Origin of the sequence: Streptomyces longisporus (assembly GCF_039532765.1) — a bacterium.
Taxonomy (GTDB): Bacteria; Actinomycetota; Actinomycetes; order Streptomycetales; family Streptomycetaceae; genus Streptomyces; species Streptomyces longisporus.
On the sequence record NZ_BAAASG010000028.1, the window covers coordinates 115,585 to 138,954 of the forward strand.

Sequence of the window (23,370 nt, forward strand, 5' to 3'; positions counted from 1 at the left end):
CCTATGGTCGCACCGCGCCGTGCTCCGGGGTGCCAGAAGGGACATCCGGGGTACGAGGGGCAAGACCGTGCAGGGCGTACTCGACGAGGGTGTCCGTGTAGGCGTACGAGATCGGTCCCGTGTGCTGCAGCCAGCGCTGGGCGAGGGGTGAGACGAAGAGCTCCAGGGCGATGCGCGGGTCGACCTCGGGGCGGACCTGACCGGCTTCCTGCGCGGAACGCAGCCGGTCGACGTACAGCTGGAGCGAGGGTTCGAGGAGCTTGGCCACGAACTCCCGGCCGAGCTGCTCGTTGACGAGGCCTTCGGCGGCCAGCGCCCGGGAGGGCACCTCGAAGCGGGGGTCCTTCAGCTGGTCGACGGTGATCCGCAGCACGGCCTTGAGGTCGGCGGCGAGGTCGCCGGTGTCCGGGATGACGTAAGGCTCCTGGCCCGCCTCCCGCGCCGCCCGCGCACTGAGGTCGAGGAACGCCTCCAGCAGGACGTCGGCCTTCGACCCCCACCACCGGTAGATCGTCTGCTTGCCGACGCCGGCCCGGGCGGCGATGCCCTCGATGGTCGTCCTCGGGTAGCCGATCTCACCGACCAGTGCGAGGGCGGCGTCGTAGATCGCGCGACGGGACCTCTCGCTGCGGCGGGTGGCGTCGGGGGCGGGCTTCTTGACCATGGACCGACGGTACCGGCTCGTGTGCAACGGCCTGCGGTTCTACGACTGAGAGGTGTACGGCGGCCAGGGGTCGCCCCAGTCCGCGTCCCGGGCGGCCTTGTACAGGTCGCCATGGCGTTTGGTGACCGTGGTGCGGCCGAGGGAGGGTTCGGTCCCGCAGAGGTCCAGGAGCACCTGGCCCTTGCGGATCTGCGGCTTGCGTACGACACGGTTGGGCGCCGGGGCGACCGGGAAGCGGGCGGCGGCGACGTAGCTGAACTTCTCGTCCTCGTAGGACAGGGAGCCGCCCTTGACCTGGCGGTGCAGGGAGGAACGGCTGACCCTTGCCGCGAAGTGACACCAGTCCTCGCCGGGGACGATCGGGCAGCCGGCGCTGTGCGGGCAGGGGGCGGCGATGTGGAAACCGGCGGCGATCAGGCGGTCGCGGGCTTCGATGACCCGGCTGTACCCGGCGGGGGTGCCGGCCTCGACGATCACGACGGCCTGGGCGGCGGCCGCTGCGGCGTCCACGAGGGCGGTGCGGTCGGCTTCGGTGAGTTCGTTGAGGACGTAGGAGACGGTGAGGAGGTCCGTGTCGTCGAGGGTGAGGGCGGTGCCGATGCGGGCGCGTCGCCAAGTGGCCTGCTGCAGGGCGGGGTTGGCGGTGGCGAGCTGTTTGCCGAGGGCGAGGGCGGGCTCGGCCCAGTCGAGGACGGTGACCGGGCGGGTGCCGTCCCAGGTGGCGGTGACGGCCCAGGTGGCGGCGCCGGTGCCGCCGCCGAGGTCGGTGTGGCTGCCGGGTGTCCAGCCGGGCACGGCGTCGGCGAACGCCTCCAGCGCGGCGTGCACCGCCTCGAAGGTGGCGGGCATGCGGTAGGCGGCGTAGGCGGCCACGTCTGCGCGGTCGCGGAGGATGGGGGCGTCGGTGGGGGTGGCTCCGCGGTAGTTGGCGATGAGGCGGTCGACGGCCTGGGCGGCCTGCTTGGGCGGGAGCCCGTCGAGGAGGCCGGCAAGACTGCGGCGCAGGGCTTCGGCCGGGGCTACGGGGTCGTTCACCCACCGATTCTATTTCGCCCCCGCCGCCCCTACCCGTCCCGTCCCTGGGGGCTGCCGCCCCCAGACCCCCGCTTCGGCCTGAACGGCCTCGTCCTCAAACGCCGGACGGGCTGAAAGATCAAGCCCCGGCCGGCGAAAAATCAGCCCCTCCGGCGTTTGAGGAGCGGGGGTCCGGGGGCGGAGCCCCCCGGGTCGGGACGGGAAGGGGCGGCGGGGGCGAAAGATCAAGCCCGGTACACCGCCCGCGCCAGACGCGTCGCCGCCGCCGCGCGGGGGCGGCTGTCGGGACCCCGCCGCCGCGGATGCACCGCATTCGCCAGCAGCACCAAGAACGTGTCCGTCGCCGGATCCAGCACCACCGACGTCCCCGTGAACCCCGTGTGCCCCGCCGCCCCCCGCCCCGCCAGCTCCCCCATGAACCAGGACTGGTCGACGGCGAAGCCGAGCCCCGGCGGGGTCAGCAGCAGTTCCACGAAGTCCGTGCCCAGGATGCGGGCGGGCCCGTAGGAGCCGCCCGCGAGGAGCGTGCGGCAGAACACCGCCAGGTCACGCCCCGTCGAGAAGAGGCCGGCGTGGCCCGCGATGCCGCCCAGCGCCCAGGCGTTCTCGTCGTGGACGACACCACGCACCATCCCCCGGTCGGCCTTGGCCCACGGCCGCCGCTGGTCCTCCGTGGCCGCCGCCCCGGGACAGGGCCCGAAGTCCGTGGACAGCATCCCCAGCGGACGGGTGATCCCTTCGTGGATCAGGACGTCCAGCGTGCGCCCGGAGACTCGTTCCAGAACAAACTGGAGCAGCAGAAAGTTGAGGTCGGAGTACGTGTACGTGCCGGGCACCCCGATCGGCACCTCCGCCCGCAGCCTCTCCAGCCGCTCCGCGTCGTCGGCACAGTCGTACAGCGGAAGTTCGGGCCGCAGCCCGGAGGTATGGGTGAGCAGCTCCCGCACGGTGATCCCGTGCCGGACCGCCGCACGGAACTCGGGCAGATACGCCCCGACCCGCGCATCGATCCCGAGCGTGCCCCGCTCGATCTGCTGCACGGCGGCGACCGCGGTGAACAGCTTGGTGAGGGAGGCCACATCGACCGGTGTGTCGACGGTCATCGGGACCCGGTCCGAGGGCGGGAGCTCGACACCACGGTCCGTGTCGGGGTCGTAGGCCGAGTACCTGACGGCCCAGCCGGCCGCCTCCTCGACGGCGATCACCGGCCCGCGCCCGGCGACGACGACGGTACCCGCGGCCCAGGGGCGGTCCCCGGTGGTGAGGTCGTGGACCTCCTGGACGAGGTGGCGGAGTTCGCCGGGGTCGAGTCCGGCCCGCTCGGGACTGTCCCTGCGCAGTCTCGGTGCGCTCAGCTCCCCGCTCCTTCCACGCTCGTACGCCCGCTCCGGCGTCGGCACATTCCCACGAAGCAGCCCAGTGCCACCAGCGCCGCGGCCAGTTGGACGACGGCCATCGGGACGGCGGTGTGCTCTCCGGCGACCCCGACCAGCGGGGAGGCGACGGCGCCGATGAGGAACGAGGAGGTGCCGAGCAGCGCGGACGCCGACCCGGCCGCGTGCTTGGTGCGCATCAGGGCGAGGGCCTGGGCGTTGGGCAGGGTCACTCCCATCGCGGACATCAGCACGAAGAGGGCCGCGGCGACGGGCGCCAGGCCGACCTTGCCGAAGACTCCGGTGGACATGAGCAGGAGGGCGGTCGCGGCGGCGATGACGACGAGCAGGCCCGCGCCCAGCGCCCGGTCCAGGCGAACCCTTCCGACCAGCAGCTTTCCGTTGATCTGGCCCACGGCCACCAGCCCCACCGAGTTCAGCCCGAACAGCAGGCTGAACGTCTGCGGGGAGGCGCCGTAGATCTCCTGGATCACGTACGGCGAGGCCGATATGTAGGCGAACAGTGCCGCGAACGCGAACCCGCCGGTGAGCATGAAACCGGTGAAGGGCAGGTCGGCGAGGAGGCGGCGCATCGAGTGCAGCGCCTCGCCCACTCCCCCGCCGTGCCGCTCGGCCGCGGGGAGGGTCTCCGGCAGTTTCGTCCAGACGAAGGCGGTCAGCACGGTGCCCACCACCGTGAGCACCACGAACACACCCCGCCAGTCCGTCACCCGCAGGATCTGCCCGCCGATCAGTGGCGCGACGATCGGGGCGACCCCGCCGATCAGCATGAGGGTGGAGAAGAAGCGGGCCATCGCCACGCCGTCGTACAGGTCGCGGACCACGGCGCGCGCGATGACGATCCCCGCCGCGCCCGCCAGCCCCTGCGCGAGCCGGAACGCGACCAGCAGCTCGACGGTCGGCGCGAAGGCGCACAGGACGGTCGAGACGACGTAGGCGATCATGCCGATCAGCAGGGGCCGACGGCGGCCCCACCGGTCGCTCATCGGTCCGGCCACCAGCTGTCCGAGCGCCATGCCGAGCAGGCAGGCGGTGAGCGTGAGCTGGACGGTGGCCGCGGGTGCGTGCAGGGAGTTGGTGACCTCGGGGAGCGACGGCAGGTACATGTCCATCGCCAGCGGGGGCGTTGCGGTGAGGCCGCCGAGGATCAGGGTGACAAGCAGTCCGGTACGGGGAACGGTACGGGCGGCGGCCGGTTCCGTTCCCGGTCCGGCCGCCTGTTGTATGTGCGGTGTCGACATGTCCGGTGCCGACGCCCCCTGCTCGGGCATGCGCCCCTCCCTCTCCGAGTGCTCCCCCCTATGGTCTCAGCTCGCACACAGTGCCGAATGTCACTTGTCCCTCCCGCCGCCAGGACCCGGATGGCGGACGGTCTCGTCCCGTATGCCGGACCCTCGCCTACGCTGCGGGCCCATGAATGCCATGGAGACTGAGAAGCAGGGGACCGGCGGGCGGTCGAGGGTCGCGGTGGTGACCGGTGCCGGCTCCGGCATCGGGCGGGCGGTTGCCGTGGAGCTGCTCCGCGCGGGCTGGTCGGTGGCGCTGGCGGGGCGGCGCCCCGAAACGCTGGAGGAGACGGCGGCGCTGGTGCCGGGCGGCTCCTGTCTCGCCGTACGGACCGACGTCTCACGACCGGAGGACGTGGCCGCACTGTTCGCCGCCGCGGTCGAGCGGTTCGGGCGGGTGGATCTGCTGTTCAACAACGCGGGGACGTTCGGCCCCGGCGGGGTGCCGGTCGAGGAGCTGGAGTACGAGGCCTGGCGGCATGTGGTGGACACCAACCTCAACGGGGCGTTCCTGTGCGCGCAGGCGGCCTACCGGCAGATGAAGGCGCAGGACCCGCAGGGCGGACGGATCATCAACAACGGTTCGATCTCCGCCCATACGCCTCGGCCGCACTCCGTCGCCTACACGGCGACCAAGCACGCGCTGACCGGGCTCACCAAGTCGCTCTCGCTGGACGGGCGGCCCTACAACATCGCGGTCGGGCAGATCGACATCGGCAACGCGGCCACCGACATGACCGCGCGGATGCAGACCGGAGCGCTGCAGGCCAACGGCGAGATCGCGCCCGAGCCGGTGATGGATGTCGCCGATGTGGCGCGCACGGTGCGGCACATGGCCGAGCTGCCGTTGGAGGCGAATGTGCAGTTCGCGACGGTTCTGGCGACCGCGATGCCGTATGTGGGCCGGGGCTGACCGGACCTGCGGATCCTCAAATCGTCAACTTGCACAAGCGGAATTAGTGCGTCCGGACCATTGCAGCCGGTCGTGGACTTATGCTCAAATCTCCTCCACAAGAGCTTCACACTTGGGGGAGTGCAGTTCCGTAGGCCAAACCGAGGGGGGAGGCGGCAGCCGTTCCATCGCATCGGGTGGGGGTGGATCTCGCGTGGGACCGCGAGGTACGCACCGGTGCAGGGAACGGCTGCCGCGAACGTCAGTCCGCTGACTCGTCGGTCGGTTGGCTGCCGGGCCCGTCAGTTGGCGTGTCTGCCGCCGCCCTTGCCGCGTCTGCGCAGCGCCCAGACGCCGCCCGCGAGCAGGGCGATCGTGCCGCCCGCGCCCTCCAGCAGCCGCCAGGCCGAGGGGTCGTCCGACCCCGCGCCCGGGGCACCGGCCGCCGCCTGTGCCGTCTTGCGGGTGGGTGTCACCCTGGCCCCGCCCTCGCTGATCGGCTCGACCAGCGTGCCCACCGGTTCGGCCGAACCGCCGTGCGTGAAGCCCCAGTCGAGCAGTGCGGCCGTCTCCTCGTAGACGGCGTTGGAGCCGGCCTTGGGGTGCATCACGGTGGCCAGCAGGGTCCGGCCGCCGCGGGTGGCGGCACCGGTGAAGGTGTTGCCCGCGTTGCTGGTGTAACCGTTCTTGACGCCGATGAGGCCGTCGTACGTCTTCAGGCCCCACGCGCCGGTGAGCAGACGGTCGGTGTTCTGGATCTGGAAGGTCTTCCTGCCGCCGGCCGGGAAGTTCGCGATCCTGGTGTGGCAGTACTCGCGGAAGTCGGGGTTCTTCAGTCCGTGCCGGGCGAAGAGGGTGAGGTCGTAGGCGGAGGACAGCTGGCCCTTGTGGTCGAAGCCGTCGGGGCTGACCACATGGGTGTCCAGGGCCTGCAGGTCCTCGGCCTTGGCCTGCATCTCGGCGACCGTCTTCGCCACTCCCCCGTTCATATGGGCGAGCACATGCACGGCGTCGTTTCCCGAGCGCAGGAAGACGCCCTGCCAGAGCTGCTCGACGGTGTACGTGATCCCGGGCTTGACCCCGACCAGGCTGGAACCGGCGGGGATGTCGGCCAGGTCGGCGTCGGTCACCTTGTACCGCTGACCGCGCTGGAACTTCTTCAGGACGGTGTCCGCGAACAGCATCTTCAGGGTGGACGCGGGCGGCAGGCGCCGGTGCGCCGCGAACGAGGCGAGCACCTCTCCGCTCTCGCAGTCGGCGACGATCCAGGCACTTGCGGTGAGTTTCCCGGGCAGACCTGTGGCGCCGCTCACCTGAATTCCCTTACGGGCGAGTCGCTCACCGCCGACGACGGTGCCGGCAGCGGATGCGGGAGTCGCCGAGGCAAGCGGAATGGCGGCTGCGGCAAGGCCGAGAGCGGCACGCCGGGACAGCGGAGAAGAACCGTGCATCCCGGGACCGTAACACCCACCCAACAGCAGTTTCCTGGCAGTACGCCGTCCACGGCATAGGAATTGCCTGTCTTACGGAATTCTGACCCGGCATCCGACTTTCTCAGCCCTGACACATCTTTTACTCAGTCTGGCTCAAAGGTTTCTCCCTGGCTTGTGGCAGCGCCCACAGCGGGCGCCAAGAACCTTCGTGAACGGGATGTTTGGCATCTATCTCAAGCCGAACTGGGTCTGGCGCCCGGAATCGCGCTGGTCATCACCGGCGGCCGGCATGACACAGACTCAGGACAAGGTCCTCAAGTCGCTCTCGGCCTCCAACACGATGAAGATCGCGCTCTCCGCCAACACCCCCCGCCCCACCGGCGGCGGCCTGGACCGTCCACGACCATCACGGCGGGCCAGATCACGCTGACGGAACAGGGCGTGCGCTCCTGACGGGGCTGTCGCTCACCGTCCGAGGATCCGGTCGACCTCGGCCAGCTGCTCGGCGGTGAGCGGCCCCTTCGCGATCGCGCCGGCGTTCTGCTCGGCCTGCGCGACCGAACGGAAGCCGGGGATCGGGACGGTGCGGGGACTGCGCGCCCACAGCCAGGCGAGGGCGCCCTGGGCGAGGGTACGGCCGCCGCTGGTGAGGATCTCCCGGAGCGCGTCGATACGGGCGACCCAGTCCGAATCGGCTCCGGAGCCCTCGCTGAAGCCCTCCAGCCAGGCCGGCGGCCTGCTGCGGATGTCGCCCGCCTCCAGGGCGCCTTGACGCTTCCCTGCCAGCAGTCCCATGGCCAGCGGGCTGCGGTTGATGCTCGCGAGCCCCGACTCCTCGCACAGCGCGAACATCTCGGGCGCGTCCTGCAGCACGTTGGCCGCATGCTGCACGGCCGCGCAGTGCTCCCCCTCGGCGAACACGGCGGCGCGGGCCGGGTCGTCGGTGCTCCAGGCGTAGGCGCGGATCAGCCCCTCTTGTACGAACTCCTCGCACAGGTCCCGCAGTTCGGCGGCCCGCTCGGGGTCGGCGTCGGAGATGTGCAGTTGGTAGAGGTCGACGTAGTCGCTCTCCAGCCGCTTCAGCGACGCGGCCAGCGCGCGGCGGGCGTGCGCCGGGGAGTCGTCGCGGCCGGTGAGGGTGCGGGTTGCCTCGTCGAAGACGTTGCCCCACTTGGTGGCTACGACGACATCGGCGCGGCGCTTGCCGAGTGCGCGTCCGAGGATGCGCTCGCTGTGTCCGGTGCCGTAGGTGTCCGCGGTGTCGAAGAAGGTCACGCCGAGGTCGAGGGCGCGCCGGATCGCCCGTACGGACTCGTCGTCGTCGACCTTGCCCCAACCCAGCGGCTGTCCCTCCGTGTTCTGCCACTCGCCTCCGATGGCCCAGCAGCCGAAACCGAGACCGCTTACCCGGATGCCACTGCGACCGAGGGTCCTGTTCGTCTCCATGACCGAGAACGGTAGGAGTTGGAGCGCGCACGAAGGCAAGGGGTAGTACGCGTGTGTCTTACGCCTGGCCGGTCTCGAAGCGGGAGATGCGGCCGTCGTCGTCGATGGTGAAGTTCCAGCGGGTGCGCATCTCGCCCCAGGCGTCGTTGCGGTAGTGGGCGAGGAGGGCGCGGCCGCCCTGGGACTCGTTGTCGACGTCCAGGTGACCGTTGGAGGAGAAGATCTCCCGGTCGATCCAGTCGGCGAGGTCCCGGTCGGCGCCGTCGTCCGCCATGGTCGCGTCCTCCGCAAGGAGGGCCAGGAAGGCGTCCCGGTCGTGGGCGTTGACGGCGGTGACGAACGCGCGGACGGCCGGGTCGCTGAGTTTGGCTGGCTGAATCGTCATGCCAGCAGAGTCACACCGCCCGCCGGGACCCGCCACCCGAACGGCTGCGCGGAGGGGTCCGGGAGGTGTGAGGAGTGGGACGGTGGACACGCGGAGGGGAGTGTTCCTGTTTGTCCGGACCGGTTGTCCGGATCGGTTGTCCGGACCCGTTGTCTGTCCCGGGAGAAATCATGAGCTCTTACGACCGGCGTGATCTGGGCCTGCTGCTGCTCCGGCTGGGTGCCGGCGGCGTGCTGGCGGCGCACGGCGCGCAGAAGCTGTTCGGCTGGTTCGGCGGACACGGCATCGAGGGGACCGGCCAGTTCATGGAGTCGGTCGGCTACATGCCCGGCAAGGCGAGCGCCACGGCGGCGGGCCTCGCGGAGGCCGGCGGCGGCACGCTGCTGGCGCTGGGCCTGGCGACCCCGGCAGCGGGCGCGGCGGCGGCCGGCGCGATGGCCGGGGCGTCCGCGGTGCACGCCCCGAGCGGCTTCTTCAACGCGGAGGGCGGCTACGAGTACGCGGCCACCCTCGCCCTGGCCGCCACCGGCCTCGCGGTCGCCGGCCCCGGCCGTCTCTCCCTCGACCACGCGCTCGGCCATGTCTTCGACCGCGGCTGGATGGTCCCGACGGCACTGGGCGTGACGGCGGCGGCCACCACGCTGGTCGTGGGGGCGCGGAACAAGCGGCTGCGGGACAAGAAGCCGGACGAGCAGGAGGCCCTGTTCGCGGAGGAGGAGGCGCTGTTCAGGGAGTGACCCGGTCGGGCAGGCTGGGCCCATGACTGATCAGCCCCTGTCCCCCGAGACCCCGACCTCCCCCGACATGTGGGCAGCCGTGGACGATCTGTGGACGTGGCTCGACGCCAACCGTCCGCACGGCGGCCAGGAGGGCATGGTCCTGCGCATGCTCAAGCTGTCGGAGGAGGTCGGCGAGGTCGCGGAGGCCGTGATCGGCGCGACCGGCCAGAACCCACGCAAGGGGATCACCCACACCTGGGAGGACGTCCAGGGCGAGCTCTGCGATGTCGTCATCACGGCTCTGGTGGCTCTGCGCACACTGACGCCGGACACCCGGGAGGTGTTCACCCGGCATCTGGCGAAGGTGACCGCGCGCTCCCTGGGGCGGTCCGCGTAGCCGCGCGGGCACGGGAATCGGGCGGGCGGTCTGGCGTATCGCGGGCCGAGGTCCGGATACTGACGCCGTGTCCGATCCGAGACACATGGCGCACAGCATTCCGGGGGCTGACATGGTGGCAACGTCGTACTGCGCGGGCGAGTCCGGCGAGGAACTCCTGGACGAGACCGTCGGATCACTGCTGCGCCGCGCGGCCCGGCTGGCACCGGACACGGTCGCCCTGGTCGAGGGTGTGCCGAACCCCGCCGAGCGCCGCCGGTGGACGTATGCCGAACTGCTCGACGAGTCCGAGCGCGCGGCGCGGGCCCTGCTCGGCCGTTTCTCGCCGGGCGATCGGGTGGCGGTGTGGGCGAACAACATCCCGGAGTGGGTGATCCTCGAACTCGCCGCCGCGCTCGCTGACATCACGCTCGTCACCGTCAACCCGGCCCTGCGCGAGGCGGAGTTGCGCCACGTGCTCGGCCATTCCCGGGCGGCGGGCGTTTTCCTGCGCCGCGAGTACCGTGGCAATCCGATGGCCCGCACGCTGGCCGACATCCGCGCCGACCTGCCCGATCTGCACACGAGCGTGCTGTTCGAGGACTGGGCGGATTTCTGCGCCGAGGCCTCCCCCGACCGCGCGCTACCGGAGGTCGACGCCTCGGCACCGGCCCAGATCCAGTACACCTCGGGCACGACCGGCATCCCGAAGGGCGTGATCCTGCACCATCGCGGGATCACCAACAACGCGCGCCTGGCCTACGTCCGCACGTTCGGGCTGCAGCCCGGCGAGGCGGCGCTCAACCCGATGCCGCTGTTCCACACGGCGGGCTGCGTACTGGCCACCCTGGCCTCGATCATCAGCCTGGGCACCCACGTCCTGCCCCCGCACTTCGAGCCGGGCCTGATGCTCGAACTGACCGAGTCCGAAAGCTGCGCGGTGATGGGAGGCGTGCCGACGATGCTGATCGCCATGCTCGAACACCCGGCACTCCCCCGCACCGACCTCTCCTCCCTCCGCTACATCCTGTCGGGCGGCGCCTCGGTGCCACCCGAACTGGTCCGCCGGATCGAGGAGGTCTTCGGCGTCCCGATGGCCATCATCTACGCCCAGACGGAGGCGTCCCCGGGCATCACGATCACCCGCCTCGACGACACCCCGGAAGACCGCGCCCACACGGTGGGCAGGCCCCTCCCGCTGACGGAGGTGAAGATCGTGGACGCGGCAGGAGCGGTCGTACCGCCCGGGACCACGGGCGAACTCTGCACCCGCGGCTACCACGTCATGACCGGCTACCTCGACGCCCCGGACGCGACCGCGGCCGCCATCGACCCCGACGGCTGGCTGCACACCGGCGACCTCGCGTCGATGGACGAGCGCGGCTACTGCCGTATCGAAGGCCGCCTGAAAGACATGATCATCCGCGGTGGCGAGAACATCTACCCGCGCGAGATCGAACAGGTCCTGGCCGAACACCCCGCGGTGGCCGAGGCCGCGGTGGTGGGCGTACCTGACCCGGTCTGGGGCGAGCGGGTCGCGGCCTTCATCCGCCTCACCCCGGATCACACGGCGGGCGAGACGGTGGATGAGACCGTGCTGGAGAAGGAACTCTTCGCCCACGTACGCGCCCATCTGGCCCCGCACAAGACGCCCCGCACCTGGGTGTTCGTCGAGGGCTTCCCCCTGACCGGCTCAGGCAAGATCCGCAAGAACACGCTCCGGGAGGAGTACGCGGCGGGCCGACTGCCCAGGTGACGTCGTTCCCGGCGGCGAGGGCAAGCCGACGGTGGGTGCGGACCATCATGACGCGCGCCATGAAGGGATGCGCCCAACCGATGGCGCTCCGTTTGAGACTTATGCGTCAGGGGCGGGGCCGGGTCGCCGAAGTTCGCACCACGAGCGTGGGCGGGATGACGATGTGAGGTGTTTCCGCGGCCGCCGGGAGCCGTGACTCGGGGGCGCCGACGATCTCGATCAGCGCCCCCACGGCCCGTCTGCCGAGTTCGTCGAAATCCTGGTGGACGCTGGTCAGCGAGGGACCGAAGTACTCGGTCTCCGGCATGTTGTCGAACCCGACGACGCTGATGTCCTCGGGCACTCTGCGCCCCGCCTGCTGGAGGGCCCGCAGCAGGCCGAGGGCCATGTGGTCGTTGGCGCAGAACACCGCCGTGACCTCGGGGTCGGCGGCGATCCGGCGCCCGAGCTCGTATCCGGTGCGAGCCGTCCAGTCGGCGCCGGCCAGCGGTTCCGTCACAGCGGCGGCCCGCTTCTCCAGGGCGCTGCGCCATCCGGCCTCGCGCTCCTGCGCGTCGAGCCAGGAACGCGGCCCGACCAGGTGGTGCACCGTGCGATGGCCGAGGTCGAGCAGGTAGTTGGTGGCGAGTTCGGCACCCGCTTCGTTGTCCACGGCGACCGAGGCCAGTTCGGTGTGGGTGCCACAGCCGACCGCCACCAGGGGCACGTCCGGCGGTACGTTCCCCAGTGCCGCGACCGCGGTGCTCTGCGGCGCGATCACGATGATGCCCTCCACGCCCTGGCCCCGAAGCCGGTCCACGGCGTCCAGTACCGAACGCCGGTCGAGAGCGCCCACGGCGGCCACGGTGACGAAGTACTCGTACTGTCTGGCCGCCTGTTCGATGCCGTAGAGCATGCAGGCCGGGCCGTACAGCGTGGTGTTGAAGCTGATCACACCCAGGGTGCGGGTGCGGCGGGTTGCCAGGGTGCGGGCGGCGGCGTTGGGGCGGTAGCCGAGTTCACGGACCGCGGCGAGCACCCGGTCCCGGGTGGTGGGCCGTACGTTCGGGTGGTCGTGGAGCACCCGCGAGACGGTCTGGTGCGAGACACCCGCGAGCCGGGCCACGTCCGCCATCACCGGTGCGCGTTCCGTGTCGACGATCCACCTCCTTCATCGCTGCCATTGTTTCCGATCGGTAGCTCCTCCGGGTGGGGCCGACCCGCCGCGGGGAATTGTTAACGCACACAATCTGGCGGGGTCAAGGCTCCCGACGCTCGCGCTCGGCTTGCCGACGGAGCCTTTCAGAGGCTCAAGAGCCCAGTGAACAGCGAATTCTCCTTCAGGAAGGGCTCCGCCGGACCAAGAACACAGGCCGGACCACAGGGAGTTCACACCCACAGTTTCCCTTTTCTTGACCATTCAAGAGAGTTGACCGTCTGTTCATGGCGGCGTAAAAAGACGGAGTCGCGAGACCGGGCGATCACCCCCGCTGCCCGAGAACGCCATATGCGCAACGCCCCGGTGGAGACCGGACCACCTTTCTGACCTGCGAGCACCACGCACTCCGGCCGCTTCCCCTCCCCCCACCCCCAGAGAGCTCGGATGAGCGGCGGCTTACGACAGCCTCGATTGTTAGCGCGCACAATTCCCTCGCCCATGTGGCGCCGAGCCGGCGAAGAACGCAAGACGGAAGAGGTTCACAGTGACAGTCAGACGCCTGACAGCTCTCCGGCTGAGGGCGGTGGGCGCGGTCCTCGCACTCGTCGCCGGCATCCTGGCCGCGACCATCGGCACCGCGGGCACGGCCCAGGCCGCCTCGTCCCTCCCGTGTGACGTGTACGCCGCCGCGGGCACGCCCTGTGTCGCCGCGCACAGCACCACCCGGGCCCTGCTCGCCTCGTACAGCGGAGCGCTCTACCAGGTCAAACGCCTCTCCGACAACGCCACGACGAACATCGGGACGCTCAGCGCCGGCGGCTACGCCAACGCCGCGGCCCAGGACTCCTTCTGCTCCGGCACCGAGTGCATCATCACCGAGATCTTCGACCAGAGCGGCAAGGGCAACCACCTCACGATCGAGGGCCCGGGCGGCAACGGCGGGCAGGACGTCGGCGCCATCGCCAACGCCCTGCCCGTGACGGCCGGCGGTCACAAGGTCTACGGCGTCTCCGTCCAGGCCGGCGTCGGCTACCGCGACAACAGCACCAACGGCATCGCCACCGGCAGCCGGCCGGAGGGCACCTACATGGTCACCAGCGGCCACCACGTCGACGGCAACTGCTGCTTCGACTACGGCAACGCCGAGACCAACAGCAAGGACACCGGAAACGGCCACATGGACGCCGTCAACTTCGGCACCGAGTGCTGGTTCTCGCCCTGCTCCGGCTCCGGCCCCTGGGTCATGGGCGACCTGGAGAACGGCCTGTTCGCCGGCGGCAACGGCACCAACGGCAACAACACCGGCAACTCCAGTGCTTTCGTCACGGCCCTGCTGAAGAACAACGGCACCAGTACGTACGCCATCAAGGACGGCAACGCCCAGTCGGGCTCCCTCAAGACCGACTACAACGGCAGCCTGCCGACCACCGGCGGCTACATCCCGATGTCCAAGGAGGGCGCCATCGTCCTGGGCACCGGCGGTGACGACAGCAACTGGTCCGACGGCTCGTTCTTCGAGGGCGTCATGACCTCGGGCTACCCGACCGACGCGGCCGACAACGCCGTGCAGGCCGACATCGTCTCGGTCGGCTACACCCAGGCCGCCCAGACCTTCCCGGTCACCGGCACCGCCTACCGGCTGACCAACGCCAACAGCGGCAAGGTGCTGGACGCCCAGAACTGCGGGACGGCGAACGGTACGGCCGTGCAGCTGTGGGCCTCCCTCGGCAACACCTGCCAGCAGTGGAAGTTCTCCAGTGCGGGCAACGGCCACTACACCATCACCAACGTCAACAGCGGCACGGTCCTGGACGACAAGAACTGCGGCATCGGCAACGGCACCGCGACGCAGCTCTGGTCGTCGCTGGCCAACACCTGCCAGCAGTGGGACGTCACCCCGGCCGGCAGCCACTACACGATCAGCAACGTCAACAGCGGCATGACGCTGGACGTGACCAACTGCGGCACCGCGAACGGCACGCTCGTCCGCCAGTGGGCCCAGCTGGACAACGCCTGCCAGCAGTGGGACATCGCCCCCTGACCCGACGACCCGCTCGCCGATGGTCCGCCGGCTTCCCCGACGGCGGACCGTCGGCGTCTGTCCCGCCGACGCGATCGATGCAGGGGCCGCGCCACTTGCCGACCCGACCCCTCCACAGCCGGCCCGGAGCCCGCCGATCCGCGACCGGGCCGCGCCCGTCCAGCTGCCTCCGGACGCGGCCGAGGCGCGCCGCGGAAGGGCCCCGTCTCGCCTCACCCCACCTCCCGCCCATGCTCCCCTCCCCGACCACGCCCCCACGCAGTCGTCCCTGTCCCGATGAATCCGTCTCGCAAAGGAACCCCGCATGCCTTCACAAGCCGGACTCCCCCGCAGAACCGTCCTGACAGCCCTCGGCGCCGCCTCGCTGGCCGGGACCTTCGCCGCTGCCGCTCCGGCCCGGGCCGCCGAACGCTCCGGCGCGGCCACGGACGCCACCGCCTCGGACCTCCCCGCCGCGGCCGCGCACTGGACCTTCGACGAGGGCTCCGGCACCGCCGCCGCCGACGCCACCGGCAACGGCCACGGCGCGACCCTCCAGGGAGCGGCCGGCTGGGACACCGGCAAGGTCGGCGCCCACAGCCTGAGCCTCACCGCCGGCGGCAACGCCACCGCTTCCGGGCCCGCCCTCGACACCTCCAAGGCGTTCTCGGTGGCCGCCTGGGTCAATCTCAGCCAGCTGGGCGGCTACCAGACCGCCGTCAGCATCGACGGCCAGGTCGTCAGCGCCTTCTACCTGGGCCTGCGCGACGACACCGGCACCTTCGCCTTCGCCCGGCTCGCCTCGGACGCCACCCAGGGCGCCGCCGTGGCGGCCGCCGCGTCCGCCCCCACCACCGGCACGTGGACCCACCTCGTCGGCGTCAGCGACCCCTCGGCCGGCGTCACCCGCCTCTACGTCAACGGTGTGCTGGAGGGCCAGGCCGACTACACCGCGGGCTGGGCCGGCACCGGCGACACCGCGATCGGCCGGGCGCTCTACGGCGGCGGGCACGTCGACCAGTGGCACGGCCTGATCGACGACGTGTGGATGTTCCCGACCGCCCTCACCTCCGACCAGGTCGCCACGCTGGCCGGGGTGCCGGTGGAGACCACGACCCCGCTGCTCAGCGTGGACGTCGCGCACCCCGCCCACGCCGTGTCCCCCATCCTGCCCGGCCTGATGTTCGAGGACATCAACCACTCCGGCGAGGGCGGCATCTACGCCGAACTGGTGCAGAACCGCTCGATGATGGCCAGCGACACCTCACCCGTGCACTGGTCCGCCGTCGGCGGCACGACCCTCGCCCTCGACACCACCACGCCCCTCAACGACGTACTCACGCGTTCCCTCAAGGTCGTACTGCCGAGCGGAACCGGAGCCGGCAGCCGGGCCGGAGTGGCCAACGACGGTTTCTGGGGCATCCCCGTACGCCCCCGAACCACCTACACGGCCCGCCTCTTCGCCAAGGCGTCGCGCCGAATCGGTCCCCTCACGGTGGCCATCGAGTCGGCGGACGGCGCGACGGTGTACGCGTCCGCTCGTGTGCCCCACATCGGCACCGAGTTCGGCAACCGCCCCTTCGAACTGACCCTGCGCACCGGCTCGGGCGCCCCCGTGACCGGCGACGCGAGGCTGACCGTGACCACCACGGACCCCGCCGCCGCGGGCGCGACCGTGTGGCTCCAGCACGTCTCCCTCTTCCCGCCCACCTACAACAACCGCCCCAACGGCCTGCGCATCGACCTGATGGAGAAGCTGGTCGCCCTGAAGCCGAAGTTCCTGCGCTTCCCCGGCGGAAACTTCCTGGAGGGCAACACGATCGCGACCCGCTTCAACTGGAAGAACACCATCGGCCCGGTCTGGGAGCGCCCCGGCCACATGGACGACGCCTGGGGCTACTGGTCCACGGACGGCCTCGGTCTCCTCGAATACCTGGAATGGGTCGAGGACATGCACGCCCAGCCGGTCCTGGCCGTCTTCGCCGGCTACACGCTGAAGGGCGAACACGTCACCGGCGACGCCCTCAAGCCGTACATCCAGGACGCCCTCGACGAGATCGAGTACGTCACCGGCCCCGTGACCAGCACCTGGGGTGCGAAGCGCGCGGCCGACGGCCACCCGAAACCGTTCCCGCTGGAGTTCGTGGAGATCGGCAACGAGGACTGGTTCGACTCCTCGGGCTCCTACGACGCCCGGTTCACGGCCTTCCACGACGCGATCAAGACGAAGTACCCGCACCTGAAGCTGATCGCCACGACGACGGTGACGAGCCGCACGCCGGACCTGATCGACGAGCACTACTACCTCGCACCGTCCGCCGCCCAGTCGGCCACCCACAAGTACGACAACCGGGACCGCGCTTCGACGAAGGTCTTCGTCGGGGAATGGGCCGCGCAGGAGGGCCGCCCCACCCCCGACCTCAATGCCGCGCTGGGCGACGCCGCATGGCTGGCCGGCCTGATCCGCAACTCGGACCAGGTCCTGATGGAGTGCTATGCCCCGCTCTTCTCCCACGTCAAGAACAACGTGTGGGCGACCAACCTGATCGCCTACGACAACCTCACCAGCTACGTCTCGCCCAGCTACTGGGCCCAGCACATGCTGACGAGCAAGCTGGGCAACACGGTGCTCCCGGCCACCGCACGCGCGCTGCCCGCCGTCTCCACCGTCGCCACCCGCGCCGGGAACCGTCTCTACCTCGCGGTGGTCAACTCCGGGACGGAGAAGGTGAATGTGCCGGTCGAACTGAAGGGATTGGCGAAGGGTGTCAGAAGGAACGCCACGGCAACCGTCCTGACGGGCCCTTCACGCACCACGACCAACACCCTGACGTCCCCCGACACCCTCGTCCCCACTACCAGTACGGTCACGGGCGCCGCGGCGACATTCACGAGCACCGTGCCGGCGCTCTCCGTGACGGTCCTGGAACTCACCCTGACCTGATACGGCGCGGACGTCTGCGTCCCGTGCGGGAGGCGGACGTCCCACGCGCACGCCGGTCAGCGCCCCGGACACCCCTCCAGCACACGGGTGCCTGGGGCGCAGCTCTCGCTGAGTTCGTCGAACTCGGCCGCGGGCAGCCTCCGGGCGGACCCGCGGCGGCTGTGGTCGAGCAGGGCGGATGCGGTGAGCAGCCACTCGGGCAGGGGCGCGACGCCGATGAAGTCGGCCAGACGGGTCAACTCCTCGTCCGTATGCTCCAGGAGGTCCTCGTACGAGAGCGTGCTGCGCTGGTCGGCGGGCAATCCGCTGAGAAACCGCGTGCCCTCGGTGACGAGCTCCGACCACAGGGCGCCGAACGTCCGCAGAGGGATGTCCCGGTCGCGTACGAGGGCGGGATCGAAGCGCTCGTCGAGCAGCGGTGCCAGGTCCGCGGGCAGCGCACGAACGTGCTCGGGCGTCAGGTCACCCAGACTGCCGATGCCGGCTTGTGCCTTGATCTCGCGCAGCAAGGAGATCGTGCGGTATCCGGGATGACGGCTCATGGACAGGGCGCAGTCCGGCCCGTCCCGGAACATGTGCACGAACCGCGCGTGCGGGAACGCGGCCCGCAGTCCGGGCGCCCAGCCGGTCGAGTAGCCGGACCGCTCCACGACGGCGGTCCGCCCGAACCGCGCGCACAGCAGGCCGAACAGCGCCTGATGGTGCTCTGCGGCGATCCGTTGGGGCCAGCGGACCACCGCTGCACCGAGCTCGTCGAGAAGCCCGTCCGGGTCGTCCGTGAGGTGGGGCAGCACCATGAGGGAGAGCGCGGGGATCCCGGTGGTCTCCGCCGTGTACCTCCCGGGCCGACGCGTATAGAGAAACTCCGGCAACGGCAGCCCACTGCGGATCATCCGCTCGAAGTGCGGGGCGGGTTCGTAGAGCGTCTGCCAGAACTCCTCGCCGCTCAAGTCCCCTTCCGGGAAGGCCGCGTCACCCACCGAGGCCATGAACTCATTGAGGCTCAGCACGTCCGGGTGGGCATTGAGGATGCGCGACAGCGCGGTCGAACCGCTGCGTCCGGTACCGATGACGAAGGTCAAGGAGCGCATGGTCACCTTTCGCATGGTCCGCCGGTCTTCGGGGGCCGTTCACGTGTGTGCGGGCCGTCCGACTCGGTAACGGCGTTACTTTACGGGGCGGCGGGGGGCATGCCCGCAATGCGCCCGCTCGAGACGTCTGGTTACCGGAGGGCACGGGCTGAATCAGCGATGATCTGGACTTACTGCGAGCAGTGGAACAACCTCACCGAGGCGCCCATGAACTCACTCACGCCCGAGCAAGCTCAGGCCCGGCATGCGTCCGGCGAGCTGTACACCGCTGTCGCATCCGCCGATGAGCACTCCACCCCGGCGCTACGCGTGGAAATGCGGCTGGAGACCGGTTACGCCACAGTCATTTTCATGGACGAGCACGGACGTGACTCTCTCGACTACACCTTCACCCTCATCGATGGCTCCCTTTTTCTGGAGACAGCAACCTCGTACGACTACGGCGGTTCTGAGGAGCGAGGCGGATACGCGGACGCGCAGCGCACGGAGTCGTACGAGTTCACGACGGAGGGCACCATTCGGCGCACTGTAGAGGTCGACGGCGAGGAGTCCAGGGAAAGCCGCCACGGCATTGACGTCGCCGGCAACTGGGAGTCGGTGCCCGACTTCGGCACCTACGACACTTTGATCCGACACGACCGCACCTGACGTTTCGGCAGCGGAGCTATGCCCTCGTCGAGCACCGAAGACGAGCACAGTCACCCGGGAGAGGCACCGGCCGCCCTGCAGCCCACACGTTCTTTCACGGCCCCTCATGAACTAGATCACGCCACTTCGCCACCTTCTGCGTTGCGTCTGCAACGTGTGATACGAGAGGATGTTCGACGAGCTGTGAGGCGTGCGTGACACACCATCACCTCGTGACGGCCATGCAGCAATAGCACACAACACACTTACGGGGGTGGGTTGATGAAGTTCGACATGGGGTCGACGACCCTGTCGGAGCTCGGCAAGAGCACCGTCGGTTCCAGCGAGGACCTGGGCGCGCTGATCCGACTGCTGATCCAGTCGGCGGAACCGCTCGAGGGGAAGTTCAACGGGGCGGGCAAAGCCGCGTTCGACGCGTTCAAGGCGCATGCCGACGAGATCACCAACGAGCTGAACAGCTCGCTCGGCGCGATCCTGGGCGGTCAGTCCGGCATGGACACCGCGTTCGGTACCGGTGATGTGGAACTGGGCGACAACGCCCAGCACAACATGAGCGCCGCCAACTTCGACGCGGCCCGCTTCGGCGCCCGCTGAGCGCCGTAGCGACAGCCGTCAAGTCGCTTTATCCATCACCAACTTCAGGGGGACACTCGATCATGGCCCAGAACCAGGACCGGCGCTCCTACGACACCGGCGCCTCCGCCGAGGTCCAGGGCAGCCTCGCCGGCGTCATCGGCCAGCTGGAGCGCGTACTGGCCGACCGCGACCGCGCGGTCAAGGCCGCGATGGCCGACTTCACCGCGGACGGCGTCGCCGACGAGTACCACGGCAAGGAAGTCCGCTGGCACCGCGCGGCCAGCGAGGTCCGCGAGATCATCCGGCTGGTCCGCTCGACGCTGGAACAGAACGACGGCACCGCCCAGTCGACCCTGGCCAAGGCCAAGGCGGCGGTCGACAACATCGGCTGACACAGCGGCAGGCGGGCGGCGGGCAGATGCCCGGCAGGTACGGGGACGAGGGGGAATGTCGTGACGGGGTGGGACATCCATCCGGCCGGGGTGTACGGCGTGCTGTCCAAGACGGCGGCCGCGGCGAAGGACATGTCGGACGCGGGCTCGGCGATGCAGGGCAGTCTCCAGGAAGCCGCCTCCGCGGCGGGGACTCTGACCAGTCAGTACGGGCCGTACACCAGCACAGCCGGGCTGGTCGGTTCGGCACTGGCCCAGTTCGCGGAACGCTGGAGCCGGGATCTCCTCTACATCGCCGAACGGACTTCGAAGTCCCTGAACGGAGCGGACGAGGCCACCCGCCACTACATGGCCGGCGCTCTGGAGCAGGCGGCGAACGCCCAACAGGCGGCGGCCAAGGAACCCAAGGTGGACATGCCCGGCAAGGGTGAGGCGGGTCGTCCCCGGGAGGGCCAGTAGCGGTGGGCGACGAGGCGAAGCTCATAGACCCGTCGGGGATCCCGCACTTCATCGGCGACCTGGCCACCCTGGACACCGATGTGATGCTCCTGACCGCGGACGCGGGCCAGTTCCGGGCGTCCGGCTCGGATGTGCACACCCAGTTCCAGGGCCTGTCCGCGTTTTATTCGGCGCCGGAGGCGGAGCAGCTGTTCGCCACCACGCTGCCGGTGAAGCAGAAGTCGGACGCGTTCGCCGACGACCTGGAGAAGGTCGCCACGGCCCTGTCGGACTACAGCTTCGAAGTCCAGCCGCTGGTACAGAAGTTGGACGCACTCAAGGCCGACGCCACGGCGTTCGTGAACTCGGTGACCGGGGACGACGACTGGCGCAAGGACCAGGACAAGGTCGACCACAACAACGACCTGTGGCACGACGTCAACCACACGGTCGCCGCCTTCCAGGCCGCCGAACGCACCGCCTACAACAAGATCATGGCGCTGATCGGCGGAGCAGGGCTGAGCGCCGACGACGGCTCCCACGGCAAGAACACGTACGGCTACAACGCCGACGACCTCGACCACGCCAAGGAAACCCCCTGGGGAGCACCGGTCGAGCGTGAGTACGAGGGCTGGTCCTGGCTGGTCCACCAGACCGGGCAGGTGTGGGACGGTGTCTGGCACGACGGTGTCATCGGCACCCTCCATGGCCTGGGCACCTTGTTCGGCTCGGACGGCTGGGGCGCGGCCGGCGAGGCCTGGAAGAACCTCGCCAAGCTGGGCACCGCCACCTCCCTCACCAGCGCGACGCTGGGTACCTGGTGGCTGATTCCGGACGACCAACTGCCCTCCTGGCTGCGCGAGTCGCGCAAGGTCCACACCCAGGCGGTGAAAGGCTTCCTCGCCTACGACCAGTGGAAGACCAACCCGGCCCGCGCGGCCGGCGCGTTCGGCTTCAACGTCCTGACCGTGGCCGGCACCGAGGGCATCGGCAGCGCGGCCAGCGGAGCCGGCAAGGCCGGCGCCGCGGCCCGCACCCTCTCGGTGGTCGGCAAGGTCGGCCGGGCCATCGACCCGATGACGTACATCGGCAAGGTGGGCAAGTTCGCCTTCATCAAGGTCGGCGACACCTTCACCACGCTGAAGAATCTCCACAGCGGCACGTACCTGGACATGGCGAACGTCGCCGACAGGTACACGCCCGCTGAACACCCAATGCCCCTCGCGGAACGCCCGGCCTCGGTGCCCGACAACGCCATCGAGTACGTCGACGCCAAGGGCAACCCGGTCTACCTCACCAGCAACGGCCACGTCCTCAATGCCGACGGCAGCCTGCGGCAACACGTCACGGAGGCCAAGGTCGAGGCGTCGGCCGTCGAACGCCAAACCCTGGAGTCCACACCGCACACACTGGCAGCAGGGACACGAGAGCCTGAACTCGTCGGCGCTCACGCGGCGACAAACTCTGTCGCCGATGCGGGTCACGCCGGCGAGCCTGTTACCGGGAGTGGCGCACGAGACGTTGGGCCGGGCTCGACTGCCTCCGAGCGCCCATCGGCAGGTGAGAGTGGCGCTTCACACGGCTCGGGAGATGCGTCGACGAGGAGCCACAGTGCTTCGACTGGCGGTGGTCACGGCGAGTCGGGACACAGGAGTGAACAGCCGCACCATGGCCAAGACCACGCGCATGACAGGCACGATGCAGAAGCGGAGGATCACGGAGTCGGCGCTGAGGAGCAGGCGCACCACGGAGACCCAGCACAACCTGACTTCAGCAGACCTGAACTTCCAGCAGGTACCGCCGAGCGGACCTTGCGGGAGATGCGGAACATGCGCCACAGCCGTGCCCGGTACAAAGGCGCCGAGGACTATGTCCGGGAGATGTTCGGCGGAGGCCCCGAACAGCACTATCCCGTGGCCCCACACCAGCACCCTTACCACCCGGTGGAAACTCCCGGCGGACGACATGTGGACGTGCCGGTCCGGACTGCAGACGGGCGTACGCTGGCCGTCGAGGTCAAGCACTACCTGGAGTGGCGCACCGTTAAGCTCGAAGGCGGTGGCACCAAGGCAGTCAAGGGCGAAGTGCCCCTGAGCCCGGGCATCAAGGAGCAGATCAATAAAGACTTGACACTGCGGAGAAAAGACCCCACGTTTGATCCTCGGTGGGTATTTCTCCACGCACCGCCATCGCAGCAACTTCGAAACTATCTTGTCCAGGCACGAATAATTTTCATCGAATTCGGGCCTGCCCCTAAGTGAGCCAACCACAATGAAAGGTATCCGACATGGCAACGCCACCAAGCCCTGACGCAACAGAGTGGGCTGGACATGGGCGGCGGGTCATAGTGGATGTGGCTGACATGCTCGGGGTGCCGCCAGAGGTGTACTCACGCGACCCTCAGCAGTTGATCCCGCCCCTGCAGGACTATGTGTCCAAGCTCCCGCTCAACGAGTTCGAGCAGTCCGACTGGGTCACACTCCACACGGATCTGCTCTTCTACGTGGCCGACTACCTCATCCAGCGGCACGGCGCTCACTGGGTCGTAGCCAACGATCCCAATGCGCCACGCGGTTATCGCTATGTCATCGAGGCGCGGGGACGAGATGGCCAGACTCGACGAGTCGATCCAGCCGACGTCGTAATGACTGAGTTCAACAATCTACCCATCGAGATCACGCGCATGTTGGCCAGCGCAGAGCTCACACTGAGGCTGACTACTGCCAGCGCGGAGTAG

22 protein-coding genes are annotated in these 23,370 nt (G+C 69.6%); 13 read left to right on the top strand and 9 right to left on the bottom strand.

Annotated elements, in window-relative coordinates; all coding sequences use genetic code 11:
- Position 1: 1 nt before the first annotated feature.
- The 4 genes from ABD355_RS41455 to ABD355_RS41470 form a co-directional block, all read right to left on the bottom strand.
- The gene (locus ABD355_RS41455) at positions 2-664 is read right to left on the bottom strand and encodes a TetR/AcrR family transcriptional regulator (RefSeq protein ID WP_344406419.1); all 663 of its coding nucleotides are present in this window, start codon (positions 662-664) and stop codon (positions 2-4) included.
- A gap of 39 nt (positions 665-703) precedes the next feature.
- Positions 704-1,699 (bottom strand): small ribosomal subunit Rsm22 family protein, encoded by a 996-nt coding sequence (locus ABD355_RS41460; protein ID WP_344406420.1) that lies wholly within the window; start codon positions 1,697-1,699, stop codon positions 704-706.
- A 224-nt stretch (positions 1,700-1,923) separates the two neighbouring features.
- Positions 1,924-3,099 carry a serine hydrolase domain-containing protein gene (locus ABD355_RS41465; RefSeq protein WP_344406422.1) on the bottom strand — a complete coding sequence of 392 codons (1,176 nt, stop codon included), beginning with the start codon at positions 3,097-3,099 and terminating at the stop codon, positions 1,924-1,926.
- Positions 3,051-4,364, bottom strand: a complete 1,314-nt coding sequence (locus tag ABD355_RS41470) for a multidrug effflux MFS transporter (protein WP_344406423.1) — start codon at positions 4,362-4,364, stop codon at positions 3,051-3,053. The genes ABD355_RS41465 and ABD355_RS41470 overlap by 49 nt, the downstream gene beginning before the upstream one ends.
- Before the next feature lie 142 nt (positions 4,365-4,506).
- Between ABD355_RS41470 and ABD355_RS41475 the strand changes: the two genes are divergently transcribed.
- Positions 4,507-5,292, top strand: a complete 786-nt coding sequence (locus tag ABD355_RS41475) for an SDR family oxidoreductase (RefSeq protein ID WP_344406424.1) — start codon at positions 4,507-4,509, stop codon at positions 5,290-5,292.
- A 281-nt stretch (positions 5,293-5,573) separates the two neighbouring features.
- Here ABD355_RS41475 and ABD355_RS41480 read toward each other — a convergent pair whose 3' ends face one another.
- Complete coding sequence (locus ABD355_RS41480) at positions 5,574-6,722, bottom strand: D-alanyl-D-alanine carboxypeptidase family protein (protein ID WP_344406425.1); 1,149 nt, start codon at positions 6,720-6,722, stop codon at positions 5,574-5,576.
- A gap of 271 nt (positions 6,723-6,993) precedes the next feature.
- Here ABD355_RS41480 and ABD355_RS41485 point away from each other — a divergent pair, with 271 nt between their 5' ends.
- Entirely contained in the window at positions 6,994-7,134 is a 141-nt protein-coding gene (locus ABD355_RS41485; RefSeq protein ID WP_344406426.1) for a hypothetical protein, read from the top strand.
- A 35-nt stretch (positions 7,135-7,169) separates the two neighbouring features.
- Here the strand turns inward: ABD355_RS41485 and ABD355_RS41490 are convergent, their stop codons facing one another.
- Positions 7,170-8,150 (bottom strand): aldo/keto reductase, encoded by a 981-nt coding sequence (locus ABD355_RS41490; RefSeq protein ID WP_344406429.1) that lies wholly within the window; start codon positions 8,148-8,150, stop codon positions 7,170-7,172.
- Between the two features lie 58 nt (positions 8,151-8,208).
- Positions 8,209-8,535 (bottom strand): nuclear transport factor 2-like protein, encoded by a 327-nt coding sequence (locus tag ABD355_RS41495; RefSeq protein WP_344406430.1) that lies wholly within the window; start codon positions 8,533-8,535, stop codon positions 8,209-8,211.
- A 170-nt stretch (positions 8,536-8,705) separates the two neighbouring features.
- On the opposite strand from ABD355_RS41495, the gene ABD355_RS41500 reads away from it, so the two are divergent.
- The 3 genes from ABD355_RS41500 (at position 8,706) to ABD355_RS41510 (ending at position 11,386) form a co-directional block, all read left to right on the top strand.
- Positions 8,706-9,272 carry a DoxX family membrane protein gene (locus tag ABD355_RS41500; RefSeq protein ID WP_344406431.1) on the top strand — a complete coding sequence of 189 codons (567 nt, stop codon included), beginning with the start codon at positions 8,706-8,708 and terminating at the stop codon, positions 9,270-9,272.
- Positions 9,273-9,294: 22 nt separating this feature from the next.
- A complete protein-coding gene (locus ABD355_RS41505) occupies positions 9,295-9,651 on the top strand; it encodes a MazG-like family protein (RefSeq protein WP_344406433.1) in 357 nt (118 codons plus the stop codon).
- Positions 9,652-9,718: 67 nt separating this feature from the next.
- Positions 9,719-11,386, top strand: coding sequence for an AMP-binding protein (locus ABD355_RS41510; protein ID WP_344406434.1), 1,668 nt, complete (start codon positions 9,719-9,721; stop codon positions 11,384-11,386).
- Between the two features lie 106 nt (positions 11,387-11,492).
- Here the strand turns inward: ABD355_RS41510 and ABD355_RS41515 are convergent, their stop codons facing one another.
- A complete protein-coding gene (locus ABD355_RS41515) occupies positions 11,493-12,500 on the bottom strand; it encodes a LacI family DNA-binding transcriptional regulator (RefSeq protein ID WP_344406436.1) in 1,008 nt (335 codons plus the stop codon).
- 568 nt (positions 12,501-13,068) lie between these two features.
- Here ABD355_RS41515 and ABD355_RS41520 point away from each other — a divergent pair.
- Both ABD355_RS41520 and ABD355_RS41525 read left to right on the top strand, forming a co-directional pair.
- Complete coding sequence (locus ABD355_RS41520) at positions 13,069-14,565, top strand: arabinofuranosidase catalytic domain-containing protein (RefSeq protein WP_344406437.1); 1,497 nt, start codon at positions 13,069-13,071, stop codon at positions 14,563-14,565.
- A gap of 304 nt (positions 14,566-14,869) precedes the next feature.
- Positions 14,870-17,488 carry a LamG-like jellyroll fold domain-containing protein gene (locus tag ABD355_RS41525; protein WP_344406438.1) on the top strand — a complete coding sequence of 873 codons (2,619 nt, stop codon included), beginning with the start codon at positions 14,870-14,872 and terminating at the stop codon, positions 17,486-17,488.
- Positions 17,489-17,544: 56 nt separating this feature from the next.
- On the opposite strand, the gene ABD355_RS41530 is transcribed toward ABD355_RS41525, so the two are convergent.
- Entirely contained in the window at positions 17,545-18,579 is a 1,035-nt protein-coding gene (locus tag ABD355_RS41530; RefSeq protein ID WP_344406711.1) for a sulfotransferase, read from the bottom strand.
- Between the two features lie 159 nt (positions 18,580-18,738).
- Between ABD355_RS41530 and ABD355_RS41535 the strand changes: the two genes are divergently transcribed.
- From ABD355_RS41535 to ABD355_RS41560, 6 genes are all read left to right on the top strand, one after another.
- Positions 18,739-19,227, top strand: a complete 489-nt coding sequence (locus ABD355_RS41535; RefSeq protein WP_344406439.1) for a hypothetical protein — start codon at positions 18,739-18,741, stop codon at positions 19,225-19,227.
- A gap of 261 nt (positions 19,228-19,488) precedes the next feature.
- Positions 19,489-19,821: a hypothetical protein gene (locus ABD355_RS41540; RefSeq protein ID WP_344406440.1), complete on the top strand. Its 333-nt coding sequence runs from the start codon at positions 19,489-19,491 to the stop codon at positions 19,819-19,821.
- 62 nt (positions 19,822-19,883) lie between these two features.
- Entirely contained in the window at positions 19,884-20,195 is a 312-nt protein-coding gene (locus tag ABD355_RS41545; RefSeq protein WP_344406441.1) for a pore-forming ESAT-6 family protein, read from the top strand.
- 60 nt (positions 20,196-20,255) lie between these two features.
- Positions 20,256-20,654: a DUF6507 family protein gene (locus tag ABD355_RS41550; protein ID WP_344406442.1), complete on the top strand. Its 399-nt coding sequence runs from the start codon at positions 20,256-20,258 to the stop codon at positions 20,652-20,654.
- Between the two features lie 83 nt (positions 20,655-20,737).
- A complete protein-coding gene (locus ABD355_RS41555; RefSeq protein ID WP_344406443.1) occupies positions 20,738-22,894 on the top strand; it encodes an ICP22 family protein in 2,157 nt (718 codons plus the stop codon).
- A 101-nt stretch (positions 22,895-22,995) separates the two neighbouring features.
- Positions 22,996-23,370, top strand: coding sequence for a hypothetical protein (locus tag ABD355_RS41560; protein WP_344406712.1), 375 nt, complete (start codon positions 22,996-22,998; stop codon positions 23,368-23,370).